General features: G+C 36.0%; 14 protein-coding genes, 1 tRNA gene and 1 pseudogene. 6 read left to right on the forward strand and 10 right to left on the reverse strand.

The genetic code is table 11. The features are described from left to right. Positions 1-1,377, forward strand: a complete 1,377-nt coding sequence (locus tag JCM15092_RS00730) for a TIGR00341 family protein (RefSeq protein WP_024992981.1) — start codon at positions 1-3, stop codon at positions 1,375-1,377. Positions 1,378-1,474: 97 nt separating this feature from the next. On the opposite strand, the gene JCM15092_RS00735 is transcribed toward JCM15092_RS00730, so the two are convergent. From JCM15092_RS00735 to JCM15092_RS00765, 7 genes are all read right to left on the reverse strand, one after another. After that, the gene (locus tag JCM15092_RS00735) at positions 1,475-3,367 is read right to left on the reverse strand and encodes a DEAD/DEAH box helicase (protein ID WP_024992982.1); all 1,893 of its coding nucleotides are present in this window, start codon (positions 3,365-3,367) and stop codon (positions 1,475-1,477) included. Between the two features lie 110 nt (positions 3,368-3,477). Then, positions 3,478-3,696, reverse strand: coding sequence for a helix-turn-helix domain-containing protein (locus JCM15092_RS00740; RefSeq protein WP_024992983.1), 219 nt, complete (start codon positions 3,694-3,696; stop codon positions 3,478-3,480). Between the two features lie 102 nt (positions 3,697-3,798). Then, entirely contained in the window at positions 3,799-4,425 is a 627-nt protein-coding gene (locus tag JCM15092_RS16405) for a DUF2975 domain-containing protein (protein WP_024992984.1), read from the reverse strand. A 45-nt stretch (positions 4,426-4,470) separates the two neighbouring features. Beyond that, positions 4,471-4,596, reverse strand: a complete 126-nt coding sequence (locus tag JCM15092_RS17780) for a hypothetical protein (protein WP_262501357.1) — start codon at positions 4,594-4,596, stop codon at positions 4,471-4,473. Between the two features lie 206 nt (positions 4,597-4,802). Then, a complete protein-coding gene (locus tag JCM15092_RS00755) occupies positions 4,803-5,588 on the reverse strand; it encodes a CPBP family intramembrane glutamic endopeptidase (protein WP_024992985.1) in 786 nt (261 codons plus the stop codon). 3 nt (positions 5,589-5,591) lie between these two features. Continuing rightward, on the reverse strand, positions 5,592-6,521 hold the full coding sequence (locus JCM15092_RS00760; RefSeq protein ID WP_024992986.1) for a bifunctional riboflavin kinase/FAD synthetase: 930 nt from the start codon (positions 6,519-6,521) through the stop codon (positions 5,592-5,594). 10 nt (positions 6,522-6,531) lie between these two features. Then, positions 6,532-9,153, reverse strand: coding sequence for a calcium-translocating P-type ATPase, PMCA-type (locus JCM15092_RS00765; RefSeq protein ID WP_034541379.1), 2,622 nt, complete (start codon positions 9,151-9,153; stop codon positions 6,532-6,534). Positions 9,154-9,447: 294 nt separating this feature from the next. On the opposite strand from JCM15092_RS00765, the gene JCM15092_RS00770 reads away from it, so the two are divergent. From JCM15092_RS00770 to JCM15092_RS00780, 3 genes are all read left to right on the forward strand, one after another. After that, positions 9,448-9,521, forward strand: a tRNA-Ile gene (locus JCM15092_RS00770). 443 nt (positions 9,522-9,964) lie between these two features. Beyond that, positions 9,965-10,966 carry a M20 family metallopeptidase gene (locus tag JCM15092_RS00775; RefSeq protein ID WP_024992988.1) on the forward strand — a complete coding sequence of 334 codons (1,002 nt, stop codon included), beginning with the start codon at positions 9,965-9,967 and terminating at the stop codon, positions 10,964-10,966. 7 nt (positions 10,967-10,973) lie between these two features. Next, entirely contained in the window at positions 10,974-11,405 is a 432-nt protein-coding gene (locus JCM15092_RS00780) for a SufE family protein (RefSeq protein WP_024992989.1), read from the forward strand. Positions 11,406-11,617: 212 nt separating this feature from the next. On the opposite strand, the gene JCM15092_RS14490 is transcribed toward JCM15092_RS00780, so the two are convergent. Then, the gene (locus JCM15092_RS14490; protein ID WP_034541381.1) at positions 11,618-12,796 is read right to left on the reverse strand and encodes a THUMP-like domain-containing protein; all 1,179 of its coding nucleotides are present in this window, start codon (positions 12,794-12,796) and stop codon (positions 11,618-11,620) included. 271 nt (positions 12,797-13,067) lie between these two features. On the opposite strand from JCM15092_RS14490, the gene JCM15092_RS14495 reads away from it, so the two are divergent. After that, positions 13,068-14,519: an ArnT family glycosyltransferase gene (locus JCM15092_RS14495; protein ID WP_148296578.1), complete on the forward strand. Its 1,452-nt coding sequence runs from the start codon at positions 13,068-13,070 to the stop codon at positions 14,517-14,519. A gap of 195 nt (positions 14,520-14,714) precedes the next feature. On the opposite strand, the gene JCM15092_RS00795 is transcribed toward JCM15092_RS14495, so the two are convergent. Further along, complete coding sequence (locus tag JCM15092_RS00795) at positions 14,715-16,424, reverse strand: S41 family peptidase (protein WP_024992990.1); 1,710 nt, start codon at positions 16,422-16,424, stop codon at positions 14,715-14,717. 256 nt (positions 16,425-16,680) lie between these two features. Next, positions 16,681-18,437 (reverse strand): annotated as a pseudogene (locus JCM15092_RS14500) (membrane dipeptidase). Positions 18,438-18,519: 82 nt separating this feature from the next. Here JCM15092_RS14500 and JCM15092_RS00805 point away from each other — a divergent pair. Beyond that, a complete protein-coding gene (locus tag JCM15092_RS00805; RefSeq protein ID WP_024992991.1) occupies positions 18,520-19,428 on the forward strand; it encodes a phosphate acyltransferase in 909 nt (302 codons plus the stop codon). The last annotated feature ends 3 nt before the right edge of the window (positions 19,429-19,431 follow it).

The following is a 19,431-nucleotide window of genomic DNA, read 5'->3' on the forward strand; positions in this document are numbered from 1 at the left end:
ATGAGTAGATTAAAAACCGGAACGGGCCATGAATTAATAAATATGCCTAGAATAAGGGCATTAGTGAATAGTTATTTGCGTATACCTAAGTCTCCGGAAGATGAAAGATTGACTGTCGAAGGTATAAAAAGTGGCGTTGTGTTCAAAGGTGCTACTCTTTGGATTCTTATATTTGCTATTTTTGTGGCTTCTCTAGGCCTGAATGTTAACTCTACGGCGGTTATCATTGGTGCCATGCTGATATCTCCTCTGATGGGCCCAATTATGGGCGTAGGTCTTTCTGTAGGAATAGGTGATTTCGATCTTCTTAAGAAATCTTTGAAGAACCTTTTGGTAGCAACTATTTTCAGTGTGCTTACATCAACCCTCTATTTCTATCTAACTCCAATAGATGAGGCTCAATCAGAACTTTTAGCGCGCACTTCACCTACTATCTATGATGTTATGATAGCTTTTTTTGGTGGTTTTGCCGGTATAGTAGCTCTATTTACCAAAGATAAAGGGAATGTAATTCCTGGAGTTGCAATTGCTACAGCTTTAATGCCGCCGCTTTGTACAGCAGGTTTCGGACTTGCTACAGGCGATATCTACTATTTTCTTGGTGCATTCTATCTATATTTTATCAATTCTGTATTTATAAGTCTTGCAACATATATTGGAGTAAGGGTTATGAAGTTCAAAAAGTTGGATTATGCTAATCATGAACGTGAGAAAAAGGTAAAGAAATATATATTGATAGTTGCTGTAATAACCATGAGCCCTGCAATTTATCTTACTTACGGACTTGTTAAGAAGACAATATATACAACAGCTGCAGACAACTTTGTAACGGATGTTCTTGACTTTAAAGGCACTCTGATAATAGAAAAGAGTATATCGTATGAAGATAAGAGAATACAGATTGTTCTTATAGGAAAAGAGGTTACTAATGAACAGATAGCAATAGCTAAAGACCAGCTTAAAAAATATAAACTGTTAGGAACATCTCTTGTTGTACTTCAGGGTTTCAATCAGAATAATATCGATGTCGGAATGATGAAATCAATGATTATGGAGGATTTCTATAGGAACAGTGAGCAGAGGATCATACAGCAGCAGTCAAAAATTGACTCATTACAGAAAGAACTTAATGCATTCTCTGCATACAATTTTGTTAAGAAGAACGTAGGAGCCGAGATAAAGGTGTTGTATCCTGAAGTCACATCTTTTGCATTTGCTAAAACTATAGAGTTATCTGTTGACTCTGCTAAGGCTGATACAGTAACCCTTGCACTTTTAAATTTTAAGAAAGTTCCTTCTAAATCTCAACAGAATAAAATCAGCGATTGGATAAAGGCCAGACTTAATGCCAAAAGAGTGAAACTTATTATTAAATAAAGAATAATGACTGAGCCGAATTAAATAGTCTTCAACATTTATAAATAAAAAACTCGAGTCATTATGGCTCGAGTTTTTTGTTATTGTATAGATTATACTATTTTTTCTTTCTGCGTGCAAAGCCTTCGTCGTTATTTGGGAAGAACTGTTGCCAATCATCTTTTTTATTAGACTCTTTAAACTCAGTTGATTCTTTTTCCTGACGTTGTTTTTTTGGCCCTCTTGAGCTTGTATAGCCTCTATCTTCACGTGAAGGTCTTGGTTTACGACCACGATCGTCATCCCTTCTTGATGAGTCAGAACGTTTATGGCCGCTTCTATCGCTCTTTCCTGTATTTTCTCCAGCTACTTCAACAATTACCTTACGGCCGTTGAAGTTCACACCATTTAAAGACTCTACAACAGAATTAGCTTGCTTTTCATCAACCTCGAAGAATGAGAAGTTTTTCATCAAATCTATTCTACCGATGTTTGTACGCTGCTTCTTCATGTTGCGATTAATAAGCTCAATAATCTGATTTGCATAGAATCCGTCCATCTTTCCAAGGTTTAGGAAGAGACGTGTGTATCCATTTTCAGCTTTTCTTGCACTTTTATCGCGGTCTGTTCCTCTATCTTTTCTAGCAAAGTCTCTATCTCCTCTGTCACCTCTGTCACTTGAGTTTGGAGCTTCAATTTCTGGAGCATTCTTGTAGTAGTCGAGGAAGCGGTTGAACTCACTGGATACAACTCTCTTTATAAGGTCCTCTTTTGACAACCATTCGAATTTTCTATAGATACCTGGTAGGAATGATGCAATCTCATCTTCATCAACTTTTACCTTTTCAATGTCATCAATAACCTTGATAAGCTGTTGTTGGCAAATATCTTTTCCAGAAGGTAACTGACCGATATTAAACCTCTTGTTGATAATCTTTTCAATCTCACGTAACTTACCTTTTTCACGAAGGTTGATGATTGCGATAGATATACCTGTCTTTCCGGCACGTCCTGTACGTCCACTTCTGTGTGTATAGCTTTCAGTGTCATCAGGTAGGCCATAGTTTATAACGTGAGTAAGGTCATTCACATCAAGTCCACGTGCGGCAACATCTGTAGCAACAAGCAGCTGTAAATGGTGTTGACGGAATTTCTGCATTACAAGGTCACGTTGAGCCTGTGAAAGCTCACCATGCAGTGAGTCTGCACTATATCCATCCTGTATTAACTTGTCTGCTATTTCCTGAGTCTCTTTACGGGTACGGCAGAATATTATACCATAAATCTGCGGATAGAAGTCAACAATACGTTTCAGGGCTGCATATTTGTCTCTTGCATGAATAGTGTATGCAGTATGTGTAACATTCTTGCTACCCTCATTCTTTGTACCTATTGTAATCTCTTTGGCATTATGAAGGTAAGTTTTAGCTATTCTTGAAATCTCTGGGCTCATAGTAGCCGAGAACATCAATGTATTCCTATTTTCAGGAACTTTTTCAAGAATAGAATTTATACTGTCGGTAAATCCCATGTTAAGCATTTCGTCAGCTTCATCCATTACGACATTGTTTACTGTCTCTAGATGGGCTACTTTACGCTCAATAAGGTCAATAAGTCTTCCTGGAGTAGCTACAATAATGTGTACTCCCGCTTTCATACTTCTAATTTGACTCTCTATAGATGAGCCTCCATATACAGGAAGTATTTTTAAATCATCAATATATTTAGAATAATCGTTTAGATCGCCTGCAATTTGTAGGCATAATTCTCGGGTAGGGCATAATATGAGAGCCTGAGGCACTCTTTTATTCACATCAATTTTTTGGAGCAGCGGCAGACCAAAAGCGGCTGTTTTTCCTGTCCCTGTCTGAGCAAGGGCGACGACGTCATTTCCTTCACCAAGCAAATACGGAATAACTTCTTCTTGCACTGGCATGGGGTTTTCATATCCCATCTCTTCAATCGCTTTCCGTATTTCGGAAGAGACGCCTAATTCTTCAAATGTCTTCATTTATTTCAAATATCAATTTCGATTTGCAAAGATATATATAAAACATAGATATATTGCGTTTTAAATGATATTTGTATAAAAAGGTTCTATTTTTTTGAGTTTAAAAATCATTATTCTATCTCTTCCTTATCTCTGTATTCTAGTATATCACCAGGTTGGCAATTTAAAGCATTACATATTGCCTCCAAAGTCGAGAAGCGTATAGCCTTAGCCTTTCCTGTTTTTAAAATAGATAAGTTTGCTGGAGTAAGCTCTATCTTTTCTGCTAGATCTCCTAAAGATATCTTTCTTTTAGCCATCATTACGTCTAGATTAACTATTATAGGCATTTTTATTTAATTAGTAGTTCGTTAATAAATTTTCATTAGTTAGGTCATTTGTATAAACATAGTTAGGATATATTTACACTATTAGGTTCACTGCATCAATCTTTAAATAGTTAGATCTTGCTCCTCTTTAATTTTCACACTTACTGCAAAAATCTCGGTTAAAAGGACAAAAATTGCCATGTATGTCCAACTGAATTCATATGTAGATATACCTGTTATGTTGTATCCGGGAATAATAACCTGATTTAATGCATCTCTCTCTATCATCAACTGTTGTACGAAGATTGTTAAATTCCATATTATAGAAGAGTAACATGAAAACCTTATATGCCATACGTTTTTCTTTGTAAAGACATCTCGCTTTGATATTGAGATAAATGCTCGAATAAGAAGATAAAATCCATATATGGAAGCCAATAATGATATAACCACGGGAACATTAATCAGATCTGATGCTAATGATGGCTTTATATATGTTCTAACTTGTGATATTGTGTTTGTAACGTTTCTGTTATAACTATCAATATAAGCATCTTTATTTTTTATATCCTTTGGGGTTATATTGACTTTAACCATATAGCTTGGTCTATCTTTTTTCTCCATTTCCGTCCTTTGCATGCCATCTTTCAGTCCCTCTTCAAAATCACTGAAAGCACTTTGGAAGGAGAATACAAATTCGAGAATGAATGCCAATATTGCAAGAATACCTAAGAATCTGATTTGTTTCATGTTTGTATCAGTAAGTTGATTGCATAGTGTAGTTATAGGATTCCATTATAATGGTCTTTCTATTACTACTTTATTGCTATTTACATTACTGGCATTTGCTGTCTTTGAACATGCTATCATAACTATAGTTATAAGAGCTGTTACAATTGGGATAAAGATTACTGCTTTCATAATAATTAATTAGTTTTTGTTTTACTTTTTAGTCTTCTTAATAAAAATATATCGTTTATCGATATGCAAATGTAAAGCTATTTTTAATATGAAAAATAAAAAGCATAAAATATTTATCGTTTTTCGATAAATATTTTATGCTTTAGCCGTTTTTAAGAGTAATATATAGCTTTTGAAAACAGTTTATTAGGGGATATAATATATACTTAATCTGTTATTGCCTTATTAGAAAATCTATTCATGAATATTTTCATAAGGAAAATAAATGCAATAAATGATATCAAAGACAAGCATGCCATGGTGTTAAATCCAAGCAAGTCTGTGAGTTTATCATATTCAGGGAATAGAAACATAATAATAACAGAAATGGTATTATTTATGAAATGCAGTATTATTACAGCTGTAAGGCTTCTAGTACGGAAGTAAATGTCGCCAAGTATAAGTCCGAATAAGAAAGCGAATAGCATCTGTGCCGGGTTAAGGTGAACTATTCCGAATAATAGAGCTGATACGAATATAGCATGTCTAGGATTTTTCCATTTATTGAGAAGATGCCTTTCTATTGCTCCTCGGAATAACATCTCTTCAAATATAGGTGCTATTATCGACATGGTGATTACGCCAACAATATCCTCTTGCATCATCGAGAATGTCGATTTGAACCAATCGGGGAGATCCATAATATCGCTAATGAAGTTCAGCCAGATCATAGCAGTAATTCCTATAGCAGAATATAACAGAATGTTTGTAGGCTTCCCCGGATTAATAGCCTCTTTGTCGATTATCAGATACTTATTTCTAAGCAAAATCCATACCATGAAAGCTATCGAAGCTATGTTGGCTGCCAATGACAAACTAAATGGTAGACCCCATTCAACCAGTAAAGTTCCGGATTTAATATAATGCCAACCGGCATATCCAGCTAAAGCAAGACTGGTAGCACACAGCTGTGATGCAAAATAATATAATAGCAGTTTAATTACTCTTGCCATGATTTATATGTTATCTTTCAATATTTGCAAAGCTTCTTCTTTATCTTTATCAATCTGTTGGATAAGTTCCTCCATAGAGTCGAACTTCTCCTCTTTACGCATGAACTCAATAAACTCAATCTCTATTATTTTGCTATAAAGATCTCCACTGAAGTTGAAGATATTAACCTCAATACTCTTGTGTTCACCATTATCTAGAGTAGGTCGTGTGCCTATATTGAGCATTCCACCTCTCTTAGTTCCGTCAGTGTAAACATATACAGCATAAACTCCTTTACCTGGAAGAATCTTATCATCATCCAGCAATGATATATTGGCCGTAGGATATCCTAACTTTCTTCCTATTTTATAGCCGTCTATAACTTTACCACTGATAGAGTATCTGTATCCTAATAGGCTGTTTGCTTTAGCAATGTCCGAGCTTATAAGTAACTTCCTTATAGCAGAAGAACTCACAGCAAACTCTTCGTTGTCAAGTTCAGTAGCCTGAATAACCTCTATGCCTATCTCTTTACCATATTTGCAGTACTCCTCGAAACCTTCAAGACGGTTATGCCCGAAACGATGGTCATACCCAATAATAAGGGCAGTTACCATATATTTCTCTTTCAGCAGTTTCATGAAGTCAAAAGCTGAAAGGCTTGCTATATCTCTGGTAAAAGGAAGTAGAATACAGTAATCAACCCCGCTCTTTTCTATGAGTTTTATCTTCTCTTCTTTAGTTGATATAGATTGAGGTTGATATTCGTCATTTAATACTTTTCTTGGATGTACAGGAAATGTAATTATTGCACTTACAACTCCTCTCTCTTGTGCTACTTTTTTGAGTTGTGAAATAAGGAACTGATGTCCTTTATGCACTCCATCAAAAAAACCAATCGTAGCAGCACAAGGTTCTATACCATTTAACAATTCATCACCTATAACCTTCATCTTAAGCTTTTTAAGCTAATTTCTCTCTTTTTCTATTTATAAATCTAATTAATTCACCTATCCAAAGAACAAGAGAAGATGATGCAATGATTGTTATCCATGAAGAGATGTTCATTGCCTCTGTTCTAAATACTTTTCCGCCGAACTCAACAATAATGATTTGTCCAACAAGAATAATGGCTGCAACAAGAAGCATACCGGCTGCATGACGTCCATCTTTAAATACAGAGTGGTTAGTCCCAAATACGCTGGCATTGAACATATTCCAGAACTGAAGCATCACAAATAGTGTAAAGAACTGCGTAAGTGCCATAGGTAATGCATCAGTTGGCATATTATTCATATATATAATGAAGCCCATTAATAATGCTAAGAAAGCAACTCCTACACCAACTATATTCTTTAGCATTGAAGGTGTAATAATGAAATCGGAAGCTTTTCTTGGTTTCTCTTTCATAACATCCATGCTAGGTGGAATAGATGCAAGTGCCATTGCTGCAAATGTGTCCATTATTAGGTTCACCCATAACATCTGAGTCACGGTTAGTGGTAGCTCAGTTCCAAAGATAGCTCCAAGTAGTACACTACTTAATGCAACGAGGTTGATGGTTAGCTGGAACACAATAAATCTCTGGATATTCTTATATAGTGAACGTCCCCACATCACGGCAGTAGCGATACTATTGAAAGAGTCGTCGAGAAGTGTTATATCACTTGCCTCTTTTGCAACAGAAGTACCAGTTCCCATTGATAGCCCAACCTGAGCATGATTAAGAGCAGGGGCATCATTTGTACCATCACCTGTAACGGCAACAACAGCACCTCTCTTCTGAAGAAGTTGTACCAACCTCTGTTTATCCATAGGACGTGCGCGGCTCATCACCTTTATATCCAAAACACTGTCTAATGCTTCTTCATCAGATAGAGCTGCGAAATCAACCCCAGTAATACGGTTACGCTCTGTGTCGCTATCTGTCCAAAGACCTATCTGCCTTGCTATTTCAGTAGCTGTGGCTGGAGTATCGCCTGTTACAATCTTAATCTTTATTCCCGCTGATTGACATCTATCAACAGCTTGAGGTACATCTTCTCTGATAGGGTCACTTATAGCAAAAATACCTATTAAATTAAGATCGCCATCATTTACGATATCTTCGCATTTCTCTTTAGCGTTATCTGTCACTACCTTGTAAGCAAGGGCTAGAGTACGCATTGCTTTATTCTGATATGCAAGAAGTTTTGCATTATATTGGTCAATTTCCTCTTTTGATAGGTTGCATTTGCTCATTACAATCTCAGGAGCACCCTTCATGTATATCACTCTATCTTTAAGGGTAGGAGAGTTTACCAAAGTTGCCATATATTTCCTCTCGGTTGAGAAGGTGAGTTGGTCTATAACCTTCACGCTCTCTCTAATAGGCAGGTAGTTGACACCTTTTCCGTTTAACCATAGTAGAAGAGCAATCTCTGTTGGATTACCCACTCCGTAAGGTTTTTCACTTTCATCTTTAATCTCAAGGAATGCGGTACTGTTTACACTGATTGCCTCAGGAAGCATCTCTTCTTTCTCCTTCTTTATGTCAGCCTCGTATACCTGCATAAGGTTCTGAGTAAGTGTTCCTGTCTTATCTGTACAGATAACTGTTATAGCCCCCATGGTCTCACAAGCATGCATTTTGCGTACAAGATTGTTTGTTTTCAACATGCGGCGCATGTTCAGTGCAAGACTTAATGTAACACTCATAGGTAATCCTTCTGGAACAGCCACAACTATAAGTGTTACGGCCATCATAAAGTATTTCAACACAATCTGTGTTACTATAAGCCAGTCTGTAGTGCTGTTTTCAGCAAAGTAGTGATATAAATCTTTTCCGGTAAAGAGAATGAATGTCAATGCGGCAATAGTGAATCCTACCTTACCAATGAGGTTAGCCAACTTCTTCAACTGTTTGTTAAGTGGGGTCTCTTCCTCACTTATCTCAGTTGCCTGACGAGCTACTTTTCCTATCTCAGTCTTATCTCCAATGCTCTCCACTCTCATTACACCATGACCATCAGTTATTGTAGTGCCTCGCATTACTGAGTTGCTAGAGTATGTGGCCTCCTCATCGAATAGCTCTTCATTGATAGTCTTATTAACCATAAGTTCACCCGTAAGTGTTGACTCGTTTACCTGTAATGATACTGCATCTATCAGTATGCCGTCTGCTGGGATCTCTTCACCTGTGTTTAGTACAACTATATCACCGACTACCACATCTTTACGTGGAATTTCATGTATACTTTCATCTCTGATTACTGTAACAGGAGTTTCTTCTCCAAGTGCATTAAGCAGATCAAACTTTTTGTTTGCATCATACTCGAAGTAAAAACCTATACCTGTTGCCAAAAATATTGCGAAGAAAATACCTATGGTCTCGGCATATTCCTGCTCAATTACTGATATTACAAGCGAAAAGAGGGCTGCAACAAGTAAAACCTGAATAACTGGGTCTCTGAATTTTTCAAGATATAACAGCCACATTGATGGACGCTTAGGAGGAGTAAGGACATTGTATCCATACTTTTCTCTGCTTCTTATTACTTCTTCATTGTTCAATCCTTTGATAGTAGAATCTTGCTCTGTTTTCATACTTATTTATTTGTAATATATAATCAATGCAAAAATAGTATATTAAAATCAGTAAAATCTCATTTTTAGTTCTTTTATGTAATTATTTGGGTGAAAACAGAGCAATGTGGCAATTCATTATTCATCAATTTATATCTTTGAAATAGATATATTTAGTACATAAAAGCCTATATAGAGCAATTCAGTTTATTAATTTTTTCAGCTATAAAAAGGAAAAAAAATGGATTGAGCTATTGCAGAATTCGAAGTTATCTATTACCTTTGCACCGCTAAGAGAAAGAGAAACTCTTTTTCGGACTTGTAGCTCAGTTGGTTAGAGCAACAGACTCATAATCTGGAGGTCCCTGGTTCAAGCCCAGGCTGGTCCACAAAGAATAAATGCTAATTGCAATATAATAACGCAGTTAGCGTTTTTCTTTTTATACTGCTATGTGTACAGTGGTTCAAGAATTTGGGGTCAGCGGATATTTTAGGTTGTTTTGGTATTGACCTGTTAAATCTCAAATGTTACGAAGTGAGCCGCTAAAATTCAAAAGCATTGAGTCTAGATGAAATAACAATCTGGTTCATCGGTTAGTGTAATAAAATCTGTCGTGATCGGTTTATGAATCGATCATGATCAGTTGACCAATGAATCATGATCGGTTGAACAGTTTATCGTGATTCATTTAAGAATCATTAAAATTGAGCTTTAAAATTTAGAGAATTGTAATTAAAGAGCTCTTTATATTATAAAAGTCAAAAAAATATATGCTGTAACTGTTTATTGAAAACTAAAATGTAATTTTGCTATTCAAATTCAATAAGCATTATGAATAAAATAGATAAAATTATTGCTTTGCCTATGTTGATGCTTACTCTTTTCGGAGTAATATCTTGTGGAAGCAGCAAAGGCAAAGAGGCCCAGAATGAAGAAAAGGCTATGTTAATTAAAGCTCCGGAGTTCAATGCCGACAGTGCATACCAATATATAAAAGAACAGGCCGATTTCGGTCCACGTGTGCCAAATACTGAGGCTCATAGAAAGTGTGGGGACTATATTGCCTCTCAACTTGAGAAGTTTGGAGCAAAAGTCTATAATCAGAATGCAGATCTGATTGCATACGACGGAACAATACTCAAATCAAGAAATATAATCGGAGCATATAAACCTGAAAGCAAAAAAAGAGTGCTTATTGCTGCTCATTGGGATAGTCGTCCCTATGCAGATAATGACCCAGATGAAAAAAATCATAGAAAAGCTATTTTAGGTGTTGACGATGGTGCTAGTGGAGTAGGGGTCATCTTGGAAATTGCCAGACAAATCTCAATCAAAGAACCGGAAATAGGAATAGATCTGATTATGTTTGATTCCGAGGACTATGGAACTCCTCAGTTCTATAAGGGTCCATATAAGGAAGATTCATGGTGCCTAGGTTCACAATATTGGGGACGAGGACAGCATGTAGAAGGATACAATGCAAGATATGGCATACTTCTTGATATGGTAGGAGGCAAGGATGCGACTTTCTATTACGAAACTTACTCTGCAAGTACAGCAAATAGTGCTATGAAAAAAATATGGGACATGGCTCATCAAGCCGGTTTCGGAGCATACTTTATAAAGGAGAGTGGACAAGAGGTCACTGACGATCATGTATATGTAAATAAGTATGCAAGTATACCTTGTGTAGATATTATCAACTATGATAAGGGAAATGGAAGTTTTGTTAATACATGGCATACTGTTAATGACACCATGGAGAATATTGATAAGAATACATTGAAAGCAGTAGGTCAGACTGTTATGGAGGTAATATATAATGAAAAGTAATATAGATATGAAAACGATAGATGAACTTCAGGAAGAGGTGATTGATGAATTCAGCGACTTCGATGATTGGATGGATAAGTACCAGCTACTTATTGACTTGGGAAATGAACAGGAACCTTTGGACGCACAATATAAGAATGATCAGAATCTTATTGACGGATGCCAGAGCCGTGTATGGCTTCAGGCTGATCTTGTTGATGGAAAAATTATTTTTCAGGCTGAGAGTGATGCGTTGATAGTTAAAGGTATTGTTACTTTACTAATAAAAGTTCTTTCCGGACATACTCCACAAGAGATTCTTGATAGTGATCTTCATTTTATTGAGAAGATAGGTCTGAAAGAGCATCTTTCTCCTACTCGTAGCAACGGTTTATTGGCTATGATAAAACAGATGAGGATGTATGCACTGGCATTCAAGACAAAACAGGAGGTAAAATAACTTACTCTATACAGAGTATAGCTATGAATTAACTAAATGGATTATCTAAAATCCAACATATTAAATAAAAAGATTAGCCTGATATTTGATTTGACTCCAAAAAGTTGGACTGATTAATAAAGATCTCAAGAGTATAGAGTTCGGTATTGTACCGGACTCTTTCCTTTTAATTTTAATTCTATCGTTATTATAGTATTCAATTAACTAAGAGATTACGTCTTTGAGCATTTAATAAGTACCTTGCTGTTGTCCCAAATAGTTGTAGCAAACAGGTACATATCTCCTCCCTCTTTAAGTTTTAGTTTCTTTCGTAAGTCATTCACCGAGGAGGGGAAATTCCTGATAGTAAGGTTGGCTTTATCAATGCCTTTCAAAAGTGCCTTAACTTCCTTTCCAGAGAAGCTTGAAATTCCTTCAATCTTGAACTTTCTTCCAGGAAAACTATCCACTAATTCATCAGAAGTATAGAGGTGAGTATTGACAGATAGTTTCTTCACTTCGAATTTCTTGGTTAAAGTTTTATATCCGCCTCCCTTCATAATAGAAGCATTGGGCTCGTATAGGTATGCTCCCATTTTTTCGGCTATAATAGATGTGGCAGATGATTCACTTTCCATTGTAAAAGAGAACTTATCGGTTTTGTTGGATATGTTCACGCAGTTTATCTCTACAGATTTATTAGCAGAATTTCTTTCAAGAATCAGTAGTAGCTCTTTGCACTCATTATTTACTGATACAACATGAATAGAGGTTATATGTTTTAGCTCTTTTAATGCAATTGTTATATCCAGCATAGGTGAAAGTTTGACCATCACCTTATCACCCTTATCTACCAAAAGCTCTTCTATTCCAATTATGTCGGGTTCACAGTCAGAAATCATCACTGTCTTTCCACCACTTCTGCTACGACGTGCCGGATCAATCATTATAAGGTCTACATGAGGCATCTGCTTAAGAAATTCTATTGCATCAGTATTATGTATCTCAACATTATCTGCTCCCAATATCTTCATGTTGTTGGCTGCAATATCACACAAAAGCTCTTGTCGTTCTACATAATCTGCAAACTTAAAATTCCGTGATATAAAGAAGAGATCTACGCCTAAACCGGAAGTCAGATCAACGAATGATTCTCCAGAGAAAATGGAGGCCTTGTATAGAGCCGTCTGTTGCGAAGAACATTGTTCCATTGATAGGTGAGGAGGAAATACAACCTTACTGTTTTCGTTCCACAGAGGAATTTTTTTTGCAGCAATCTGCCTTGCTGATATCTGCCTGGCAGCCATCTGTATATCTATATCAGGATATCTTGAACCTTGCAGAGCAAGTTTGTTTACATCATCATCCTTATGAATAGAAACAAAATCAACCATCTCATCAGATAAAACCATAATAATTCCTCGCTATTGTATTTCTTAAATCACAAATTTAAGAAAATGAATCAAGTGTAGTATATTTGCATGATTAAAAATTAGAAATTATTTCCCCCATCTTTATAAGATTCATAACAAGAGTTTTATTTTTCTGTTATCACATATATGAAAGAATACGGTTTTCCAATATCTAGATCACTAATTACGAAGATTGCTATCTTTTTGATATTCATTTTTGTGTTTGTGGCTATTTTCCCAATACTTTTGGAGAGAGATTTTACTCCGGCAAATGAGTTACGTTATCTCAGCATCGCTGACGAAGCCATTAGAAATAATCATTTTTTTTTTCTTTACTAATCAAGGAGAGCCTTATGCAGATAAGCCACCTCTATTTCTTTGGATAGTAATGTTGGGGAAAGTGTTACTTGGACATCATAGCATTCCCTTTCTATCACTATTTTCTCTTCTACCTGCTTTTATTATCGCTTTTGTCATGGATAGATGGATTGCGCCTCACATCTCTTTCTCTATAAGGGTTGCTGCATTGATGATGCTATTTAGCACAGCAATGTTCATAGGCTCCGCTGTTGTAATAAGGATGGATATGCTTATGGCTATGTTTATAATACTTGCTTTGCGTATCTTCTTTAGTATGGAGGAAGAGGAAAATAATAAGAGAATTTATAGTTGGCTTTTCCCTATTTGTGTCTTTATGGCAATATTTACGAAAGGTCCGATAGGTTTGCTTATACCTTTAATATCTACTATTACATATCTTTTAGTGAGTAAAAAAGCATATCATATAAAGAGATATTGGGGAGTTACTACCTGGGTTATATTGCTGACTTTATTATCTTTATGGTTTGCAAATACATACATGGAAGGTGGAAAAGAATTTTTGTATAATCAACTTTTTCATCAGACTTTAGGACGTGCAGTAAACTCGTTCCATCACGATAATCCTTTTTACTATTATCTTATCAGTTTCTGGTATTCACTTGCTCCTTGGTCAATATTGATTGTTGTTACATTTATTGCAGGGATTTGTAGTAAGGTCGAAAGAATCGGTCTGGAGAAATTTTTTATGTGCATTATTGGGACTTCTTTCCTGTTGCTCTCATTAATAAGCTCAAAGTTGGATATATATATGTTGCCATTATTCCCTTTTTGGATTTATATGTCAGTTCTATGGCTATCTAGAGTTAAAAATTACAAGATTATAATTGCTTCTCTGATTATTCCTGCAATAGCGCTTGTATTGGCTTTATTTGCTGATATCAACTTAATTAATAGTAATAATAATGATTTCAGATTTGACCTTACTTTTCCAGCAGCAATATCATTGACTTTATTTGGCATAATAACAGTCATACTTCTCTTCAGAAAAAGAGTTATTTGTGCAATAGCTACAATTTTTATGGGAATATATATATCAATCTTCCTTCTAGGGTGGAATGTTAAGTATTTAAATAATTATATAGGTTACGGAGAAATATGTCAAGATGTGAAGAGAGTGAGAAAACAATACTCACTAAGTGATAAAACCTATGTTTACAAAATGAAGAATGCTCAAGATATGGATGTATATCTCAATGATGAGGTAATCATCCTACAAAGACCTTTGGAAGAGTACACTCCTAAAGGCTTGATTATTCTTCCAAGTAAACTATTGCCTAAAAGCCTCCCGAAAGAGACAAAAATCATAAAAAAAGATCCATACACTATTTTAGTAAATAAATAGTAAGATTTGCGCATAAAGTATATGTAAAAAATAGCCCTCTAAAGCCATTATAAGGCTTTAGAGGGTATATTTATTGTGAAGTCTCTTAAGACTTAAACTTTGAATCTATGATAAAAAGTTAATTGCCTAATTTATGGTTAAACTTATACTATTATCGAAATTGGAATGTATATTAGATATTCCTTATAATGGCATTTACTCTTTAGCTTTTTTCAGCATTCCATCAAATCCTAAGCGATGTTTAGCACTTACACTAATAGTCCTTCCCCTCAATAAAGTTGGTTGATAGCTACGTGATGTTACCGAGAGTTTTACTCCTGTTATCAGTTCTACGGCTTTTGCGTAAAGAGGTTCATTATTTGTGCCGAAATCTCTATAGTTATAGAATACATTAGTTTGATTGAGTGGGTTTGTTTCATCAATAATCAGACTAGTTATAGGCTCAAATCCACCTTGATAGTCACCAAATCCTTTTGCATTATAGCTCTGGAATGTTATAGGTACTATTCTGTATTTGTTGTTTCTTATAGTTTTCTCAGTGTATTCCATTCCCACATTCTTTCCAACTGTCTTCTCACCTATTAGTACTACGTCAATGTCAATACCTCTTAATGAGTTGATAACAAGTTCACTTGATGAAGCTGTATTATTGCCTACAATGCAGTATATTTTCTTCAGTCCAAGAAAACCATCAGATAGGGATACTCCTAAATTTGAGTATGTTGATGTTGCAAATAAGTCCTCATCCATAATGCCGTTTAACACTTTCATTCTCTCAGCATTATATCTGTATTTGGTAAATACTTTGTCTTTAGCATAATTTCCTGCTACGCAAGTCGCTATCATATTTGCCGAAATAGTATGTCCACCTCCATTGTATCTTAAGTCAAGGATAAGGTCTGTAATTTTCTGGCTATTGAAATCTTTAAAGACATTGAATAGTTCTTCGTCAAAACCTGCATCAAATGAAGAGTATACTAGATAACCAATCTTATGGGTACCTTCTGGTAGTACTTTGCTAAGCAATATAGGGTTGCAATACATAGCCTTTGATGTTAGGCCAACCTCTTTTCCATCGCTTGTAACATTCACTGAGATGACATTGGCAGGGCCCATTAATTTAGTGTATTGAGTATACCAATTTGAAACACTGATATCTGTTCCGTCTATTTTATTAATCAATGTCCCTCTTTTTAGTCCTGCATTAGAGGCGGGAGAGTCAGGATATATACCTTCAATGCTAAAATATACATAATCACCAGTCTCTGTTGCTACACGTATAGGAGTGATTCCTGTAAAACCAAAGCTATATGCAAGTTCCTTATCTATATACTTTGTAGCGCGAGATCCTGTAGAGCTTACACTGTTTATAGTATTCAATTTCTCAATATATGAGAAGATATAATATTTACCGTCAGATTCTAGTTTTTTGTCCAACGTATTAGTATTCATACTTAACAACGCATCTGAAAAGAATGATTGGTAGTCCTTTGTATTGTCTAGAGATAATGTCTTATATTCATCATTCCATAGGTACATTTCGCTAAGATAGTCGTATACAGCTTTGTTGACCTCCATATCCTCTGTTGTAAGACTTGGATCAAGAGCTTTTTGTATCACACTGAAACTTACATCAGAGTATCCTTTTACACTTATGCTTATAATGGCAGTTCTATCTTTATCTGTAGTGGATGTAGCAGTTAGTTTAATAATGTTTTGTCCTCTATCTCCTGTAGTTGGCGTTATCTTGCACCAACTTGAATTACTTGATGCACCCCAGCTGTTCGCTGCATTGAAAACTACCTGCAATGGTGTTGTCGTTGTTATCTCAAGAGGTTCTTTATTCAACCAACTTTGTCCTGATACACCGGATCCTATTTCTTCATTATTACTTTTACATGACATAAGGCATGTTGATATGAAGATGAATAGGAGTAAATTTAGATATCCTATTTTTTTTCATTCTATTCTAATTTGAAAAAGATTTAAAAAGTGAGTTACTGATTAATTTAATGATGATTATGTTTGTGTTCTATTAATAATTGAATATAATAAAAACGCCAAGATAGTAATATTGTTTAGTAAATCTCTTTTTTATTCAATGAATGGAAAGTATATTTCGGCATATCTATCATACAGAATCATTTAGATTGTTTTGTTGTTATATATTTTGAACCTGTCTCATTACTCTTAGGAAATTTTCGCCCCATATTTTAGTAATATCCTCTTTTGAGTATCTCTCTAAAAGGAGACGTCGGGTAAAGTTTATTAGCTCGCTTGCTGATGCACATCCAGCCACTCCACCGTCACCATCGAAATCGGTTCCTATTCCTACATGGTCAATTCCCATAATATTTACCATATGGTTCAGGTGATAAATGGCATCGATGATAGATGCTTCTCCCTGTTCTCTAAGAAAACCGTGATAGAGAGTTACCTGAGCTACCCCTCCATGTTTTGCCAGTTGTCTGAGCTGATCATCAGTAAGATTACGTGGATGGTTACATAATGCCTTGGATGATGAGTGTGATGCAACAATAGGCATACTGCTTATATCAATTGCATCGTAGAATGTCTTTTCACCAGCATGTGAGATATCTACCATCATCCCCACGCGATTCATCTCCTTTATAACCTTATTTCCGAACTCTGTTACACCCATATTCTCATCATTACCCTTAGCAGAGCCGCATATAAGATTGTTTCCATTGTGGCATAGAGTCATATATACAACTCCGCGTTTACGGAAGCGCTCTACATTAGATAAATCTTTCCCTATTGCATATCCGTTCTCTATACCATCATTATTGCCTTTTTCCTTTCGGCTTTCAGTCTGTACAGATCATCCGGTGTATAAGCTATATTTACAAAAGTGCAGTTCTCGGCGACCATATCCTCAATCTGGTTTAGTATATTATCCGCCTTATTTGTAGCGGCTAGCAGAGATTCATCATCACATCCCAATTGTTTCAGATATGCTACCATTATTGTAGAGTCGAGTGCCCCTTCATCCATCTTATGCAAATCAACAAGGATCTTAGGATCTCTTGAAGCAAAATTTATCCCTTGGTCGAAAAACATTGGAGTATCGCAGTGTGAATCTAGCGATAATATATTTTTATGAAGTTCTCTAGCCTCTTTGTAAGAACTGCTTTCGCCAACAAGCCACTGGAATAGCGGCATCATAGATTCATCACCTTCCATGATGAAACATTCGGGATGCCACTGAACACCTATCATAGATTTATATTCAGTGGATTCCATTGCCTCTATCACTCCATCGCTAGCTATGGCTGATACTTGGAAACCTTTAGCGGGTTCCTTTACAGCCTGGTGATGGAATGAGTTTACAGCTAATCTGTCAGTCTTGAATATTTTAGAGAGTAGAGACTCCTCTTTCAGAGATACGGTGTGTGAGGCATAACCCCTGTCAAGATCCTGATCATGCTTTATGCGAGTACCATCCATCTGGGTATGTATATCTTGATAAAGCGTTCCATCAAAAGCTGCATTCATAATCTGTATTCCACGGCATATGCCAAGAATCGGTATTTGTCTGTCGGCAGCTAGTTTTGTAATAATGAGCTCACTTTTATCTCTTTTATGGTTGATGCTGTGTAATTCTTTTACTGGTTCTTCATCTAGTAGGAGAGGATTTATATCACCTCCTCCTGTAAGAATTAGACCATCAATAGAGTTTACTACACTTATCAAACTGTCAATGTTTTCAAAAGGAGGTATAATGAATGGAGTGCCACCTGCTTTCAAAATGGAGGTAAAATAGCCTTCAGCTAGAGAACACTCACTGTTTTTGTAATTTCCTGTCAATCCGATTACCGGGTTTTTTTTAAGGCTAGGTGGTAATTTATGTATATCATCATAAACTTTAGAAATGTCAAATGTTTGAAGTCTTTCCATAAGTTAAATTAATAGTAGAAACATAACAAAGATATGTAATATTTCAGATTTATTTTTCATATTTGTTAAAAATCTAATGTGCATGGAACCTTTACATGATTTTGCCGGATTGACAAGAAAACTGCTCTCTCAAAAGATTCGCAAGAGGGTAGCTGTTGCCTGTCCTAATGATCCTCATACAGAATATGTTATTTCACGTGCATTGCATGAGGGCATTGCTGAATTCCTGCTTGTTGCCGATGCGGCAAATGTGCAGAAATCACTATATATTCAGGATGCTTTCCCCGAGAGCGTTAAAGTTTTTAAGGTCGCTTCAATTGAAAACGCGGCACCTCAGGCAGTATCGCTTGTTAAACATGGCTATGCCGATATTCTTATGAAAGGGCTAATCAATACAGATAATCTGTTGCGAGCCGTTCTTGATAAGGAGAATGGACTTCTCTCTAAAGGAAGTGTACTTAGTCATGTTACACTCGCTCAGATACCTCTCTACAACAAGCTTTTGCTCTTTTCAGATGCTGCTGTCATTCCAAAGCCTACTCTTGAGCAGTTCGACTCTATCCTAAAATATGATATTGAGGTATGTCATAAGTTAGGTATTGCTAATCCAAGTATTGCTTTGATAAACAGTAGCGAGAAGGTAAACCCGAAGTTCCCTCATACGATTGACTATGTAATACTTAAGGAGCGTGCAGCAAATGGCGATTATGGGTCAATAAATCTTGATGGTCCTATGGATGTAAAGACTGCATGTGATTCACATAGTGGTAAACTTAAAGGGATAAACTCTCCTGTAGTAGGCCATGCCGATCTCCTTATTTTTCCAAATATAGAATCAGGAAATACATTTTATAAATCTATATCTCTGTTTGGAGATGCTAATATGGCAGGAATGCTAACAGGAACAATAGCTCCTGTTGTTGTGCCTTCGCGTGCCGACTCAGGAAATTCTAAATACTACAGTCTTGTATTGGCTTGTATTGCCGGTTAAAGT

Origin of the sequence: Phocaeicola paurosaccharolyticus JCM 15092 (assembly GCF_000613805.1) — a bacterium.
GTDB classification, from domain to species: Bacteria; Bacteroidota; Bacteroidia; order Bacteroidales; family Bacteroidaceae; genus Phocaeicola; species Phocaeicola paurosaccharolyticus.

What these genes read in the sequence shown, in the direction of transcription:
- JCM15092_RS00730 (WP_024992981.1), top strand. Translation starts at nt 1, where the DNA reads ATGAGTAGATTAAAAACCGGAACGGGCCATGAATTAATAAATATGCCT.
- JCM15092_RS00735 (WP_024992982.1), bottom strand. Translation starts at nt 3,367, where the DNA reads ATGAAGACATTTGAAGAATTAGGCGTCTCTTCCGAAATACGGAAAGCG.
- JCM15092_RS00740 (WP_024992983.1), bottom strand. Translation starts at nt 3,696, where the DNA reads ATGCCTATAATAGTTAATCTAGACGTAATGATGGCTAAAAGAAAGATA.
- JCM15092_RS16405 (WP_024992984.1), bottom strand. Translation starts at nt 4,425, where the DNA reads ATGAAACAAATCAGATTCTTAGGTATTCTTGCAATATTGGCATTCATT.
- JCM15092_RS17780 (WP_262501357.1), bottom strand. Translation starts at nt 4,596, where the DNA reads ATGAAAGCAGTAATCTTTATCCCAATTGTAACAGCTCTTATAACTATA.
- JCM15092_RS00755 (WP_024992985.1), bottom strand. Translation starts at nt 5,588, where the DNA reads ATGGCAAGAGTAATTAAACTGCTATTATATTATTTTGCATCACAGCTG.
- JCM15092_RS00760 (WP_024992986.1), bottom strand. Translation starts at nt 6,521, where the DNA reads ATGAAGGTTATAGGTGATGAATTGTTAAATGGTATAGAACCTTGTGCT.
- JCM15092_RS00765 (WP_034541379.1), bottom strand. Translation starts at nt 9,153, where the DNA reads ATGAAAACAGAGCAAGATTCTACTATCAAAGGATTGAACAATGAAGAA.
- JCM15092_RS00775 (WP_024992988.1), top strand. Translation starts at nt 9,965, where the DNA reads ATGAATAAAATAGATAAAATTATTGCTTTGCCTATGTTGATGCTTACT.
- JCM15092_RS00780 (WP_024992989.1), top strand. Translation starts at nt 10,974, where the DNA reads ATGAAAACGATAGATGAACTTCAGGAAGAGGTGATTGATGAATTCAGC.
- JCM15092_RS14490 (WP_034541381.1), bottom strand. Translation starts at nt 12,796, where the DNA reads ATGGTTTTATCTGATGAGATGGTTGATTTTGTTTCTATTCATAAGGAT.
- JCM15092_RS14495 (WP_148296578.1), top strand. Translation starts at nt 13,068, where the DNA reads ATGAGTTACGTTATCTCAGCATCGCTGACGAAGCCATTAGAAATAATC.
- JCM15092_RS00795 (WP_024992990.1), bottom strand. Translation starts at nt 16,424, where the DNA reads ATGTCATGTAAAAGTAATAATGAAGAAATAGGATCCGGTGTATCAGGA.
- JCM15092_RS00805 (WP_024992991.1), top strand. Translation starts at nt 18,520, where the DNA reads ATGGAACCTTTACATGATTTTGCCGGATTGACAAGAAAACTGCTCTCT.